General features: G+C 65.3%; 15 protein-coding genes. 1 reads left to right on the plus strand and 14 read right to left on the minus strand.

What is annotated here, in order from left to right:
- Window positions 1-77 precede the first annotated feature (77 nt).
- The 14 genes from der to trmJ form a co-directional block, all read right to left on the minus strand.
- Complete coding sequence (der, locus tag A9O65_RS03350) at window positions 78-1,481, minus strand: ribosome biogenesis GTPase Der (protein ID WP_064700880.1); 1,404 nt, start codon at window positions 1,479-1,481, stop codon at window positions 78-80.
- Window positions 1,478-2,626: an outer membrane protein assembly factor BamB gene (bamB, locus tag A9O65_RS03355; protein WP_064700881.1), complete on the minus strand. Its 1,149-nt coding sequence runs from the start codon at window positions 2,624-2,626 to the stop codon at window positions 1,478-1,480. Before bamB ends, der begins: the two co-directional genes overlap by 4 nt.
- Complete coding sequence (locus A9O65_RS03360; RefSeq protein ID WP_064700882.1) at window positions 2,623-3,282, minus strand: YfgM family protein; 660 nt, start codon at window positions 3,280-3,282, stop codon at window positions 2,623-2,625. The genes bamB and A9O65_RS03360 overlap by 4 nt, the downstream gene beginning before the upstream one ends.
- Before the next feature lie 30 nt (window positions 3,283-3,312).
- Entirely contained in the window at window positions 3,313-4,599 is a 1,287-nt protein-coding gene (gene hisS / locus A9O65_RS03365) for a histidine--tRNA ligase (RefSeq protein ID WP_074749323.1), read from the minus strand.
- A 24-nt stretch (window positions 4,600-4,623) separates the two neighbouring features.
- Entirely contained in the window at window positions 4,624-5,739 is a 1,116-nt protein-coding gene (gene ispG / locus A9O65_RS03370) for a flavodoxin-dependent (E)-4-hydroxy-3-methylbut-2-enyl-diphosphate synthase (RefSeq protein ID WP_064700883.1), read from the minus strand.
- A gap of 5 nt (window positions 5,740-5,744) precedes the next feature.
- Complete coding sequence (locus A9O65_RS03375) at window positions 5,745-6,785, minus strand: RodZ domain-containing protein (RefSeq protein WP_064700884.1); 1,041 nt, start codon at window positions 6,783-6,785, stop codon at window positions 5,745-5,747.
- Window positions 6,786-6,815: 30 nt separating this feature from the next.
- Entirely contained in the window at window positions 6,816-7,538 is a 723-nt protein-coding gene (pilW, locus tag A9O65_RS03380) for a type IV pilus biogenesis/stability protein PilW (RefSeq protein WP_064700885.1), read from the minus strand.
- Window positions 7,539-7,649: 111 nt separating this feature from the next.
- Window positions 7,650-8,777 carry a dual-specificity RNA methyltransferase RlmN gene (rlmN, locus tag A9O65_RS03385; RefSeq protein WP_122983331.1) on the minus strand — a complete coding sequence of 376 codons (1,128 nt, stop codon included), beginning with the start codon at window positions 8,775-8,777 and terminating at the stop codon, window positions 7,650-7,652.
- 119 nt (window positions 8,778-8,896) lie between these two features.
- Entirely contained in the window at window positions 8,897-9,322 is a 426-nt protein-coding gene (gene ndk / locus A9O65_RS03390; RefSeq protein ID WP_064700887.1) for a nucleoside-diphosphate kinase, read from the minus strand.
- Between the two features lie 167 nt (window positions 9,323-9,489).
- Window positions 9,490-9,816, minus strand: a complete 327-nt coding sequence (locus tag A9O65_RS03395) for a HesB/IscA family protein (protein WP_064700888.1) — start codon at window positions 9,814-9,816, stop codon at window positions 9,490-9,492.
- Between the two features lie 21 nt (window positions 9,817-9,837).
- Window positions 9,838-10,986 (minus strand): IscS subfamily cysteine desulfurase, encoded by a 1,149-nt coding sequence (locus A9O65_RS03400; protein ID WP_064700889.1) that lies wholly within the window; start codon window positions 10,984-10,986, stop codon window positions 9,838-9,840.
- Window positions 10,987-11,032: 46 nt separating this feature from the next.
- Window positions 11,033-11,500 carry an Rrf2 family transcriptional regulator gene (locus A9O65_RS03405; RefSeq protein ID WP_064700890.1) on the minus strand — a complete coding sequence of 156 codons (468 nt, stop codon included), beginning with the start codon at window positions 11,498-11,500 and terminating at the stop codon, window positions 11,033-11,035.
- Window positions 11,501-11,608: 108 nt separating this feature from the next.
- Window positions 11,609-12,520, minus strand: a complete 912-nt coding sequence (gene cysE / locus A9O65_RS03410; protein WP_064700891.1) for a serine O-acetyltransferase — start codon at window positions 12,518-12,520, stop codon at window positions 11,609-11,611.
- A gap of 74 nt (window positions 12,521-12,594) precedes the next feature.
- Window positions 12,595-13,338 (minus strand): tRNA (cytosine(32)/uridine(32)-2'-O)-methyltransferase TrmJ, encoded by a 744-nt coding sequence (trmJ, locus tag A9O65_RS03415; RefSeq protein WP_064701367.1) that lies wholly within the window; start codon window positions 13,336-13,338, stop codon window positions 12,595-12,597.
- Window positions 13,339-13,566: 228 nt separating this feature from the next.
- Here trmJ and A9O65_RS03420 point away from each other — a divergent pair, with 228 nt between their 5' ends.
- A complete protein-coding gene (locus tag A9O65_RS03420; protein ID WP_064700893.1) occupies window positions 13,567-14,361 on the plus strand; it encodes an inositol monophosphatase family protein in 795 nt (264 codons plus the stop codon).
- The last annotated feature ends 49 nt before the right edge of the window (window positions 14,362-14,410 follow it).

Genomic DNA, 14,410 nt, shown 5'->3' on the forward strand with positions numbered 1-14,410 from the left:
AGCGCCGCCCAGAACGCAGCGCGCCGCCCGGGGGCGGCGCGCTGCTTTGCGGCAATGTTGGCGTGACGCTTGGAGGTTCAGCGTCGGCCGCGTCGTGCCGAGCGGGTGCGGTCGAGCTCACGCTTCTTGGCCTTCTCGCGATCGTTGGCGCCGGCCATGTTGTCGTAGGGGTTCTTGCCTGAACGGAACTCGAAGCGCATCGGAGTGCCGCGCACCTTGAGCACCTTGCGGAAGGTGTTGGTCAGGTAGCGCTTGTAGGCTTCGGGCAGCGAGGCGGTCTGGTTGCCGTGGACCACGATGATCGGTGGGTTGGTACCGCCCTGGTGGGCCATGCGCAGCTTGATGCGGCGGCCATGGATCATCGGCGGCTGGTGCTGCTCCACGGCGTCCTGAAGGATATTGGTCAGGCGGTTGGTCGACCAGTGGCTGTTGGCCGATTCGAAGGCGCGCTCGATCGAGGGATAGAGATCGCCCACCGCCGTGCCGTGCAGCGCCGAGATGAAGTGCAGCTCGGCATAGTCGGCGAAACCCAGACGGCGCTTGATCTCGGTGCGCATCTTGTCCTTGGCTTCGCTCTCGAGGCCGTCCCACTTGTTGACGGCCAGCACGAGGGCCCGGCCGCTGGTCAGCACATAGTCGAGCAGGTGCAGGTCCTGCTCGACCAGGCCGCTTCTGGCATCCAACACCATGACGGCGACATGGCACTCCTTGATGGCTTCCAGCGTCTTGATGATCGAGAACTTCTCGGCGACCTCGCGGACGTTCTTGCGACGGCGGACGCCGGCGGTATCGACCAGCACGTAAGGCTTGCCACGACGCTCGAAGGGGATCTCGATGGCGTCGCGTGTCGTGCCCGCCTCGTCGAAGACCACCACGCGCTCCTCGCCGAGCAGTCGGTTGACCAGGGTCGACTTGCCCACATTGGGCCGTCCGATCACTCCGATACGAATACCCGACGTGCCGGTGTCGGCGGGAATGTCCGCATCACGCTCGGGGAAGGGCTCGAGCACTTCCTCTATCAGGGCGGTGACATTGCGTCCGTGGGCGGCGGCGATGGAGCGCGGCTCGCCGATGCCGAGCTGCCAGAAGTCGGCCATGGCCGAGTGTTCCTCGAGGCCGTCGGTCTTGTTGACGACCAGCCAGGTCTTCTTCTGGTTGACGCGCAGATGGTTGGCGATGGCTTCATCGGCCACGTTGAGGCCACTGCGTCCATCGACCATGAACAGCACGATGTCGGCCTCGTCGATGGCCTGCAGCGACTGCTCGGCCATGGCGACGTCGATGCCTTCCTCATCGCCGCTGATACCACCTGTGTCGATGACCGTATAGGTCTTGCCACCGAGCACGCCGTTGCCGTACTTGCGGTCCCGGGTCAGGCCCGGGAAGTCGGCCACCAGCGCGTCGCGCGAGCGGGTCAGGCGGTTGAACAGGGTCGACTTGCCCACGTTGGGGCGCCCGACCAGGGCAATAACGGGATTCATGGGTTGAGTTCCAGAGCCTCCAGGCTACCGTCGTCGGCCATTGCATAGACGCGATTGCCATCGGTGAGCGGGCGCGCGCTGATACCGGAGCCGTCGATTTCGGTGCGGCCGACCAAGGTACCATTCTCGGCGTCGATGACATGCAGATAACCTTCGAAATCCCCCACCACCAGACGGCCATCGGCGAAGGCGGGAGCCGTCAACTGGCGGCCCGCGAGATCGTCGAGACGCCAGCGTTGCTCGCCGTTGCTGGCCGACAGGGCGACCAGGTGGCTGTCATCATCGACGACGTAGAGAGTGTCGTCCACCAGCACGGGCGTGTGGTAGCTGGGCACGTCCCGCGACCACAGTACCTGGCCACTAGTGGCCTGGAGGGCCACCAGGCGGCCATTGTAGCTGGTGACATAGAGGCGGCCGTCAGGGGTCAGCACGGGTTGGCCGACCAGGTCGACCATGCGCTCGATGTCGCTGCGTCCTTCGGGAGTGGCGATGCGCCGCTCCCACAGGGCCCGGCCGCTGCCGTTCTCGATGGTCACCAGTCGACCATTGGCCAGGCCGGCGAAGGTGACCGCGTCGATGATCCGCGGCGTACCGGTGGTGCGCAGGGTCAGCGAGGGGCGTGATGACGTATAGACCCAGCGTTCCGAGCCGCTGGCGCGATCGAGGGCAGTGACATTGCCGTCGACGCTCTGCACCACCACCAGCTGACTGTTGATCTGAGGGGCGGAAAGCACTTCGCTGCTGACGCGAGAACGCCAGACTTCCTCGCCGCTGGACTGGTCCAGTGCCACGACTTCACCGTTGCGCGTGCCGAGATAGACGCCACCGGCCACGGCAGTCAGGCTACTGGAGGCGCCGTTGTCGAGCTCATGTTCCCAGCGGATTTCGCCGGTGTCGGCGTCCAGCGCCATCACCAGGCCGTGTTGGTCGGCGGCGAACAGGGTATCGCCGTCCCGAGCGGGCGTGAGGGTGTAGCCGCCGAGCCCCATGCCGTCACCGATCTGCTCGTCCCACAGGGTGTTCACGGACGTGCTGCGAGCGATGTCCTGCAGTTCCCGGGGCGGATTCTGTGAATCCACCTGGCCGGCGCAACCTGCCAGCAGTCCCAGTGCCGCAGTTGCGGCGATCGCCAGAGTCGGTTTCATGACGTGGTCTCCTGAACGCCCAGATTGTCGAGCTTGAGTTGTACGCCGTAGAGCGGACGCTCGCCCTCTTCGGCGAGCTGCAGGGCCTCGCGCCAGGCATCACGGGCCTGGGAGGTCTCGCCCAGGGCGAAGTGCGCATCACCGCGAATGTCTGCCTGTTGGGCAGACAGGGTGGCGGGAATCGTGCCGTCGAGGGTGTCGAGGGCCGCCTCGGGCTCATCGGCCGCGACCTGAAGGCGCGCCAGTCGGAGTCGCGCCAGACCGGTTAGGTAGGCGTGCTCACTGTCGGCGATCAACGCTTCCAGCGTCTCGCGAGCCGCGGCCTGGTCCCCACCTTCCACGGACAGGCGAGCCGAGAGCAGTCGGGCCATGTCGGCGTAGAGGCTGTCGCCATGTTCCTCGGTGAGGGAGGCGACCAGTTCCTCTGCCTGGCCGCGAGCCGCGTCAGTGACCTGGTCCTGGCTGCTCAGGGTCAGCAGTTGCTGGTAGCGCTGGGAAGCGGCTTCGGCCTGGCCGGTCTGATAGTCCTGCCAGGCCTTCCAGGCGAAGACGCCGGCGGCGGCAATCGCTGCGCCGATCAGCAGGGATACGCCGTTCTCCTTCCACCAGCGCTTGATGGCTTCTATCTGTTCTTCTTCGGTTCTCAGTTCCGCCACGGGCGGCCTCCTTATTCGATATGCGGTCCGTCAGGCTTCCGACAAGAGGTCGGTGAGGGCCGAGGCGAGCTCGTTGCGGTCGAGGCGGCGCTGTTCGCGCTCCTCGCGCAGGAACTTGAGAGTGACGACACCCTCGGCGAGTTCCTCCTCGCCAAGCAGCAATGCCAGGCGAGCGCCACTCTTGTCGGCCTTGCGGATGCGGCTCTTGAAGCCACCGCCACCACAGTGGAGCTGCAGGCGAAGCGTTGGCAGTTCGTCGCGCAGCTGTTCGGCCAGTTCCAGGGCCGCGGCTTCGGCGGCGTCACCCATTGGCAAGAGGTAGACGTCCAGGGTGTCGAGGGCGGCGTCGGGTACGAGCTCCAGCGTCTCGAGCAGCAGGATCAGCCGCTCGATGCCCATGGCGAACCCGACCGCCGGCACCGGCTTGCCCCCGAGCTGCTCGACCAGGCCGTCGTAGCGTCCCCCGGCGCATACCGTGCCCTGGCTGCCCAAGGCGTCGGTGGTCCATTCGAAGACGGTACGCGAGTAATAGTCCAGCCCGCGCACCAGGCGAGGATTGATCACGTACTCGATACCGGCGGCGTCGAGGATGGCGGTCAAGCGCGTGAAGTGCTCGCGGGACGCGTCGTCCAGGTGGTCCATCAGGCGCGGTGCATCGGCCAGCATGTCCGCCATGGCCGGATTCTTGGAGTCGAGGATGCGCAGCGGATTGGTGGACAGGCGTCGGCGGGAATCCTCATCGAGCACATCGAAGTGTGCCTCGAAATAGCTCACCAGCTTGTCGCGGTAGGCGGCACGTGCCTCCGGCGATCCCAGGGAATTGAGCTCCAGGGTCACGTGCTCGAACAAGCCTAGCTGCTTCCACAGGCGGGCCGAGAGCAGGATCACCTCGGCGTCGATATCCGGCCCTTCGAGGCCGAAGGTTTCCACGCCGACCTGATGGAACTGGCGATAGCGACCTTTCTGCGGGCGCTCATGGCGGAACATCGGGCCCTGATACCAGAGACGCTGAGTCTGGTTGTGCAGCAGGCCATTCTCCATGGCGGCGCGTACACAGCTTGCCGTACCCTCGGGCCGCAGGGTCAGGCTGTCGCCGTTGCGGTCCTCGAAGGTGTACATTTCCTTTTCGACGATATCGGTGACTTCGCCGATGGAGCGCTTGAACAGGGCGGTCTGCTCGAGGATGGGGGTACGGATCTCGTCATATCCGTAGCGACCCATCAGCGTGCGGACCTGTTGCTCGAAGTACTGCCACAGGGGCGCTTGCGCCGGCAGCAGGTCGTTCATGCCTCGAATGGCCTGGATTTTCTTGCTCAATGATGACTCCTTCACGTGCCGGGATCAGGCGTCCCGGGCAATCACGTCCTTTTCCGCCTGCTGCTTCTCGCGGACCTTGTCACGAATCAGTCGTTCGAGATCGTCGACCAGGTGGTCGTTGCGCAACTTGCTGGCCGGCTTGCCGTCGATGTAGACGAGGTTGGCGGGGCTTCCGCCCGTCAGGCCGATGTCGCTTTCCTTGGCTTCGCCCGGGCCGTTGACCACGCAACCGATGACCGAAACGTCCAGGGGCGTGAGGACATCTTCCAGACGCTCCTCGAGGGCGTTCATGGTACCGATGACATCGAAGTTCTGTCGCGAGCAGCTCGGGCAGGCGACGAAATTGATGCCCTTGGCGCGCAGGCTCAGGCTCTTGAGCATGTCGAAGCCGACCTTGACCTCCTCGACCGGGTCGGCGGCGAGCGAGACACGAATGGTGTCGCCGATGCCGTCCATCAGCAACATGCCCAGCCCGATGGAAGACTTGACGGTACCTGAACGCAGGCCACCGGCTTCGGTAATGCCGAGATGCAGCGGCTGCTCGATGCGCGAGGCGAGTTCCCGATAGGCAGCGACGGCCATGAACACGTCGGACGCCTTGACGCTGACCTTGAAGTCAGGGAAGTCCAGACGGTCGAGATGGTCGATATGGCGCATGGCGGATTCGACCAGTGCCGCCGGTGTCGGCTCGCCGTACTTCTTCTGCAGGTCCTTTTCCAGCGAGCCGGCGTTGACGCCGATGCGGATCGGGATGCCGTTGTCGCGGGCAGCGCTGACCACCGCGGCGACGCGGTCTTCGCGACCGATGTTGCCGGGATTGATGCGCAGGCAGTCGACACCGAGTTCGGCGACGCGCAGGGCGATGCGGTAGTCGAAGTGGATATCGGCGACCAGGGGGATATTCACGGCGCGCTTGATACGGCCGAAGGCTTCGGCGGCCTCCATGGTCGGCACCGAGACGCGCACGATGTCGGCACCGGCGTTTTCCAGCTGCTGGATCTGCGCCACGGTGCCGTCCACGTCGAGCGTGTCGGTATTGGTCATGCTCTGCACGGAGATGGGGGCGCCGCCTCCGACCGGTACGTCACCGACATGAATGCGGCGAGATTGACGTCGTTGGATGGGCGATGGTGCGTGCATGAGACTCACTCTCCCAAAGTGAAGCGAGCGACATTGTTGGCGCCGGCGCGTTCGACAAGGTCGACGGTTTCGCCGCCCCAACGGAGTTCGACGCCGGTTGCGTTGCCCACGGTCAGCCGGAAGGGCGGGTCGCCCTCGACTCGTGCCGTGGTGCCGGGTTCCTGCAGGCCGACGAAGACGCGCTGGTTGTTGGCGTCGAAGATCTCGGTCCAGGACTGTTCGTTGAAGGTCAGGTTCAGCACGCGAGGATCGGCCTGTGTTGCCGAGTCGGCCTCCTCGTCGCCGGCCTCTGAGGACGCCTCGTTGCCTTCTGCCAGGCCGTTGCCTTCCTCAGACGCCGATGCCTCGGCCGTGTCGGCATCCGATGTCGCTTCCGGTGACGCCTCGTCGGTTGTCGACAGCAGATCAGGCTCGTCATCCGGCTGGGCCGTGCTCTCGTCGGTGGCAGGCCCGTCCGAGGAGCCGGTCGGCGATGAGGTGTCGGTAGCGTCTGCGGATGACTGTGCACCGTCGGCCGATGATGCCGCGGCGTCGTCGGATGGCGCGGAGCCTTCGGTGATGGCGGCGTTGCCATCGATGCCGTCGACCGCGACCGGGGCACTGTCGTTGGGAGACGGCGGCTCGCTGCCTCCGCGACTTTGCCACCACATCAGTGTCAAGCCGATCAGCCCGGCGATGACCACCAGGGTCGCGAGGCGGAACAGCCAGGCGCCGATCCGCGAGGGTGGCTTGTTGACGACATGCACGGGGGTGACCTTGTGCTCGTCGTCCTTGCCGAAGTGTGCCTTGTAGGCCGCCAGCACTCGTGTCTCATCGAGACCGAGCAGGTTGGCATAGCTACGCAGGTAGCCGCGCCGGTAGGTGGCGATCGGCACCTCCTCGTAACTGTCGTTCTCCAGGCCATCGATCACGGCCGGACGCAGATTGAGGGCCGCGGCGACCTCCTCGCGCGATAGTCCCAGGGCATCCCGCTCCCGACGCAACAGCTCGCCAGGCGAGGCCTGGGGCGTGGTAGCGTCGGGTTCCTGGAGGGGTGTGTCGCTCATGGCGTGGCATCCTTCATTGGAAAACAGGGCTCAGGGCGTGCCTCGCGAGGTTGCCGGTCGATCATGATCGCCCCGGGCGCGAGCGATGTCGTCGGCCAGGCGAGCTGACGCTGCATCTGGACCCGCTTGGCGCCGATAACGTTCCAGGTGCCGCTCGGCATTCTCGAATCGTCCTTGCGCGATATCGAGCTCGGCAAGACGCAGATGGGCGCCGGGTCGACCGGGATCGATGCGCAAGGCCTGTTCGAAGCTGGCTCGCGCCGCCGCTTCGTCGCCGGTTGCGCGTTGGCAGCGTCCCAGGTTGACGAGCAATTGGCCCCGGTTGATGTAGCGGGTGTCCTTGCTCGCGCGTTGCAACTGATGACACGCTTCTCTAATACGTCCCCGATCATACAGGAAGGCAGCGTAGTTGTTGCGTGCTCGGGTGAGATCGGGATCGTCATGCAGTGCAGCACGAAAGTTTTCTTCGGCCAGGGCATCGTCGCCCCGGCGCTGATGGACCATGGCCATTGCCTGGCGTGCTTCGGCGTCGCCGGGAGCCAGCTCCAGGGCATGGCCGAGGGCCTCGGAGGCACGCTGCAGGTCGTCACGGGCCAGATAGGCCTCGCCGAGGCGTGTGTAGGCCTCGACGGGATCGGCGTCTCGCGGGGCCTGGTCGTCACGCATGGCACAACCACTCAACCACAGAGCGCCGATCAGAAGGACCGCGATGCGGCATTGTCGGTAGCCGTCGAGACTCGGGCGACCCGTCATGGCATCCTCGTTGAGGCATCGTGGCAGTGGGCGGCACGATGCCTGACCGATGGTGAAAAAAGCCTGACCATCAAAGCGTCGTGCCCGGTTGAAGTCAAGACGTGAGCCGGCTCAATCGGCGTCGAGCTGGATCGACTGGATATAGCGCTCGTGCCGCCGTGTGCGATCCTTGACGCGACCCACCAGCTGGCCGCAGGCGGCATCGATGTCGTCGCCGCGGGTGGAGCGGATCGGCGCCGTGTAACCCAGATCGGCGAGCCACTGTTGGAAGCGCTTTACCTGGTTGCGCGACGGTGTCTCGTATCCCGAATGGGGGAACGGGTTGAACGGAATCAGGTTGATCTTGCTGGGCAGCTCCTGCAGCAGCTCGGCGAGCTGGCGGGCATGCTCCTGCTGATCGTTGACGTCCTTGATCAGGGTGTACTCGATGGTGACCATGCGGGTGTCGTCGCACTTGGCCAGGTAACGCTGACAGGCATCGAGCAGGGTGCGAATGTTGTACTTGCGGTTGAGCGGCACCAGTTCGCTGCGCAGCTCGTCGTTGGCGGCATGCAGCGAGATGGCCAGGCTCACGTCGAGCTCGTCGCCGAGGCGGTCGAGCATCGGCACCACGCCGGAGGTGGAAAGGGTGACGCGGCGCTTTGAGAGACTGTAGCCATAGTCGTCGAGCATCAGCTTCATCGCCGGGACGACATTGTCGTAATTCAGCAGCGGCTCGCCCATGCCCATCATCACCACATTGGTGACGGGACGGTTGGCGGTGTCGTGGCGCGGCCCGAAGCTGTTGCTGGCGACCCACACCTGCCCGATGATCTCGGCGGCGGTGAGGTTGCGCTGGAAGCCTTGCTTGCCCGTGGAGCAGAAACTGCAGTCCAGCGAGCAGCCGACCTGGGACGAGACGCACAGCGTACGACGCTTGCCGTTGTCGGCCGGGATCAGCACCGTCTCGACGTAGCTGCCGTCCTCGACTTCCAATACCCACTTGCGGGTGCCGTCGTTGGAAGTGCCTTCGTAGACCACGCTGGGCCCGCGGATCTCGGCGACCTCGGAGAGCCGCGCCCGCAAGGCCTTGGACAGGTTGGTCATGGACGCGAAGTCGCTGCAGCCTTCCTGGTGAATCCATTTCATCACCTGGGCGGCGCGAAACTTCTTCTCGCCGATGGAAAGGAAGAAAGCCTCCATTTCCTCGCGCGTCATGCCGAGCAGGTTGGGGCGTTGTGGGGCGGTATCAGCGGTCATGGCGGGCATCGTGGGTCGTTGGGGCAAGGTGCGGGAGCCGTATGGCTCCCGCTCGGCAGGAAACCTGCCACCAGGGAACTACTGATGGATATCGCGAACGGCGATGAATCAGCGTTTCCTCAGCGCGAGCAGATCTCGCTTTCCTCGAAGAAGTAGGCGATTTCGCGTGCCGCGGACTCCGGGGAGTCGGAACCATGGACGGCGTTGGCGTCGATGGACTGGGCATAGTCGGCGCGAATGGTGCCGGCCTCGGCTTCCTTGGGGTTGGTGGCGCCCATCAGGTCGCGATTGGCGGCAATGGCGTTCTCGCCTTCCAGCACCTGGACCACGACCGGACCGGAGGTCATGAAGCCGACCAGGTCACCGAAGAAGGGACGCTCCTTGTGCTCGGCGTAGAAGCCCTCGGCCTGCTCCTGGGAGAGGTGCAGCATCTTGGCGGCGACGATCTTCAGACCGGCCTTCTCGAAGCGGCTTTCGATCTCGCCGATGACGTTCTTGGCGACGGCGTCGGGCTTGATGATGGACAGGGTGCGTTCAGTGGCCATGTGGCGTGCTCTCCAGTCTGGGTAACGGGCAGTGACAACCCAGCGCCGCCCCGGGAAACCAGGGCGGCGCTGGGCATGTGATTCGTGCGGTCCGGCGCCACGCGCCGAATGGGCGCAGAGTATACCGCCCCGAGGCGGGAAGGGACAATTCGCGTCGTCAGGCGGACTCAGACGCTGAAGCTCTCGCCGCAGCCGCACTCATCCTTGACGTTCGGGTTGTTGAAGCGGAAGAAGCGATTGAGCCCTTCCGACACATAGTCGACCTCGCTGCCATCGAGCATTTCCAGGGCGTCCGGCGCGACGAAGACCTTGACGCCGTGTTCCTCGAAAGCCACGTCGTCGTTCGATGCCTCGTCGGCGAAGTCGAGGACGTAGCTGTAGCCCGAGCAGCCGCTGGGCTTGACGGTGACCCGCAGCCCCAGGCCGTGCCCGCGCTCGTCGAGCACCCGATGGATCTGTTCGGCGGCGGCGGTGGTGATGGAAAGGGTCGCCATGGTGGCCTCCTGCTCGATGAGTTAGCGGCGTAGCCCGGTCAGGGCATGCCGCAGAGTGGCGATGGTACTATCGATTTCGTCCTCGGTGGTGAAACGGCCAAGGCTGAAACGCAACGAGGCCAGCGCCAGCTGCCGAGGAACGCCGATCTCCTTTAATACATAGGATGGCTCGACGCTGGCAGAGTTGCAGGCCGAACCGGTGGACACGGCGATGTCGCGCAGGGCCATCAGCAGTGACTCTCCGTCGACCCCGGTGAAGGCCAGGTTGAGAATGTTGGGCACCGAGACGTCGGCGGCACCGTTGAGATGGATGCCGTCGAGATCCTCGAGTCCCTCGATCAGGCGGTCGCGCAGCCCCTGAATGCGTTGCTGGTCGGCCTGGCCCTCGCGTCCGGCGATGGCGAAGGCTTCCCCCATGCCGGCGATCTGATGGGTCGGCAACGTGCCCGAGCGCATGCCGCGCTCGTGGCCGCCGCCGTGGATCAGGGCCTCCACGCGGATGTCCGGATCGCGCTTCACGTAGAGTGCGCCGATGCCCTTGGGGCCATACGCCTTGTGCCCGGAGAGCGACATCAGGTCGATGCCGAGCTGTGTCACATCCAGCGGCAGGCGTCCCACGGCCTGGGCGGCATCGGTATGGAAAAGCGCGCCCCCGCCATGGGCGACCTCGGCCAGGTCCGCCAGGTCGTTGATCGTGCCAAGCTCGTTGTTCACTGCCATCAACGAGACCAGAACGGTGTCGTCGCGCAGGGCCTCGCGCAGCGCCGAAGGCGCGATGCGGCCATCTTCGCCGGGCGTCAGCCAGGTGACCTCGACGCCTTCCCGCTCCAGGGCCCGCGCCGTATCGATCACCGCCTTGTGCTCGATGGTCGAGGTTATCAGGTGGCGGCCCTTTTCCCGGTTGGCGCGCATGATGCCGGTCAATGCCAGGTTGTCGGCTTCGGTGGCGCCGCTGGTCCAGATGATCTCGCGGGGGTCGGCGCCGATCAGGTCGGCGACCTGTCGCCGCGCGCTCTCGACGGCCTGCTCGGCCTGCCAGCCGGACATGTGGCTGCGCGAGGCAGGGTTGGCAAAGACGCCGTCGAGCGTGAGGTGACGGCTCATGACCTCGGCGACTCTGGGGTCGACGGGCGTGGTGGCGGCGTAATCGAGATAAATGGGTGCGCTCATGGGCTCGGAACGGTGATGGCGAATCGGAGACGGTCGGGCCGTCGGCTCAGGGCGATGATGCCGGGATCTGCTTGTCGGCGACGCGGCGCTGCCGCGTGGCGATGGCCCGGAACTCGTCGCGGCGGGCCAGCTGGCCCAGGGTGACGCCGTCGAGAAACCCGTGGATCTGCTCGGACAACTCGCACCATAGGTGATGCGTGAGGCAGGTTTCTCCCTGCTGGCAGTCCGACATGCCGCCACAACGCGTGGCATCCACTGACTCGTCCACGGCGTCGATCACTCTGGCCACCGAGATGGTTTCCGGCGCAAGAGTCAGCAGATAGCCGCCGCCCGGTCCTCGTACGCTTTCCACCAGGCCCCGACGCCGCAGGCGGGCGAACAGCTGCTCGAGATAGGAAAGCGAGATTTCCTGACGCTTGGCGATGTCAGCGAGGCAGATCGGCCCCTCGTCGGCATGCATCGCCAGGTCGAGCATGGCGGTGACGGCGTAGCGTCCCTTGGTGGTCAGGCGCATGGGGTGTTCACCTCGGCACCGTTGCGGACGTCGGTGGTCGTTGATCGGCCCGGCGCCCATGGAGGCACCGGGTGGATTGAACATTATGATAAAGACCCAGTAGGGCGGTCAACCATTGCCGTGGCGGTCGCTCACCGTGTCTTCTTCGCGGCGCGGCTTGTCGCGCTCCGCGTCCTTGGCCTGGCCCTTGGCTTGGTCCTGGGACGGGGTGTCGTCCTCGGGAGGAGGGCAGCAGCTGTCGACGTCGTCGAGGATGTCGGCAAAGTCTTCGTCGCGCAGTTCCGGCAGGTGGCCGTCGCGGAAGCTGGCGTCGATTTGTCGCAGCGTGGAGCACATGCGCTCGATGCGCTCGTCCACGGCATGCATGTGATCGAGCATGGCCTGCATGGAACGCGCCACGGGGTCGGGCATGTCCTGACTGACGCCATAGGCATCGAACCCGAACTTGCGGCACATGGCTTCGCGGCGCTCGGGATCGACCTGGAGGGTTTCCTCCTTGTCCGGGTCGTTGCGCTGCACGACCTTGCCGGGAATGCCCACTACGGTGGCACCGACCGGCACCTCCTTGGTGATCACGGCATTGGAGCCGATCTTGGCGCCGGCCCCGACGGTGAAGGGACCGAGGATCTTGGCGCCGGCCCCGACGATCACGCCGTCGCCCAGTGTCGGGTGACGCTTACCATGGTTCCAGCTGGTGCCCCCCAGAGTCACGCCCTGGTAGAGCGTGACATCGTCGCCGACCTCGGCGGTTTCACCGATGACCACACCCATGCCGTGATCGATGAAGAAACGCCGGCCGATGCTGGCGCCGGGGTGGATCTCGATGCCGGTCAACCAGCGCCCGAGGGTCGACAAGGTGCGAGCCAGCCACTTGAGGTTGCGATGCCAGAGCCAGTGGCTCAGGCGGTGGAGCAGCAGCGCGTGCAGGCCCGGATAGTTGGTCAGCACTTCCAGGAAATTGCGTGCCGCCGGGTCGCGGGCGAATACGCTGTTGATGTCCTCGCGCAGACGTTGAAACATGCGGCGGTCCTTGGATGGGAGCGAGTCGTTGTCTGTCATATTGGGGGTCGCCCGAGCGGGGTTCAAGCGAAGGTTCACTCGTCCTTGTGGCGTTCGGCCTGGCGCTGAGTGGCGGTGAGGATGCCCCTCAGGATGTTGAGCTCCATGCGCTCTGGGCGAGCCCGCAGGGTGAAGCGCCGCAGGCGCGCCATCAACTGGCGAGGCATGGCCGGGTCGTAAAAGCCGATGGCGATCAGGCAGCGCTCCAGGTGCGCGAAGTAATGTTCGAGTTCCTCGTGGGTCGCCAGCGGTGCCGCTTCCGGTTCGGCGGAGTCGGTTGTCTCGGTCAGGCAGGCGAGACGGCACTCGTAGGCCAGCACCTGGACGGCGGCAGCCAGGTTCAGGGAGCTGAAGTCCGGGTTGGTGGGAATGTGCACATGGGCATGGCAGCGCTGCAGCTCGGTGTTGGTCAGGCCGCTGTCCTCTCGACCGAAGACCAGGGCGACCCGCCCTTGCGTCGAGGACAGTTCGGCCGGCAAGCGCTCGCCCAGCTCGCGCGGTGTGATCATCGGCCAGGGGAGAGTGCGTGAGCGAGCGCTGGCGCCCACCACCAGGGTGCAGTCGCCGACCGCGTCTTCCAGGTTGTCGACCGTTCTGGCGTTGTGGACCAGCGTGTCGGCGCCGGAGGCCCTGGAGACGGTGTCTGCCGTGAGGGGTTCGCAGCGCGGCGCCACCAGTGCCAGGTCCGTCAGCCCCATGTTGTGCATGGCGCGGGCCGTGCCGCCGATGTTGCCGGGGTGACTGGTGCCGATCAGGACGATGCGTATGCGCTCGAGCATGAGGGACTTCCAATTGGGGACTATCAAGGGGATGTGGCGCCAGTCTAGCATGACGCTGCGGGCTGCGGGCTGCGGGCTGCGGGCTGCGGGCTGCGGGCTGCGGGCTGCGGGCTGCGGGCTGCGGGCTGCGTAGCGCGATCGGAGCGTTTCTGCTAGGATTCGCGCCACCCAAGAGACATCGTTGTCACATCCCGTTCTTTAACATCACCGACTCCTCAAGGCCCGATCATGCATCCGATGGTCCAATTCGCACTGCGTGCCTCGCGCAGTGCCGGCGAGCAATTCCTGCGCATTCGCGAGCGCATCGAGAACGCTCATGAAGAACATAACCTCGACAAGCTGCTCGAGGATACTGCCCGTAACGCCGAGACGTTGATCCAGCGGCAACTGGCGCGTGGGTATCCGCAGCACGGTGTCGTTGGCCGCTATACGCCGCATCGCGAAGGCGAGCGTGAAGGTCGCGATGTCCTGTGGCGCATCGAACCGTTTCATGGCTATTCCAACCTCACCGTTGCCGCTCCCGGCTTCGCGCTGTCGCTGGTGTGCCTGGTCAAGGGCCGACCGGAGCATGCGGTGGTGATCTGTCCGTTCAGCGATGATGAGTACCTGATGAGCCGTGGGCGCGGCGCCCAGCTCAACGGCAAGCGCATTCGTGTGCCCAAGCATCACACGATCGATGGCGCGCGCGTTGCCATGGGTCTGCCCGAAAGCGAGTTTCGGTCTCGCCTGTTGCCTACCCACCTGACGCTGGTCCAGCAACTGGCGCCGCGAATCGATTTGATGCGCTCTTCCGGCGCTCCCCTGCTGGATCTGGCCGATCTGGCCTCCGGGCGCGTCGATGCGGCCTTCGCGCTCGGCCTGGATGAGCAGGATCTGCAGGTCGGCTCGCTGCTGCTCAAGGAAGCCGGTGCCCTGATGGGCGCGCCGGATGGCCAGCCGTCTGTCTCGACCAGCCAGCCGCTGATGGCCGCTGGCCCGCGCCTCTACAAGACGCTGGTGCAACAGCTCAAGCCTCACTTCTGATCGGCGCCTGTTCAAGCATGGCGTCTGAACAACATCTCGTAACGTTCTC

The sequence above is a fragment of the Halomonas caseinilytica genome (assembly GCF_001662305.1).
GTDB classification, from domain to species: Bacteria; Pseudomonadota; Gammaproteobacteria; order Pseudomonadales; family Halomonadaceae; genus Halomonas; species Halomonas caseinilytica.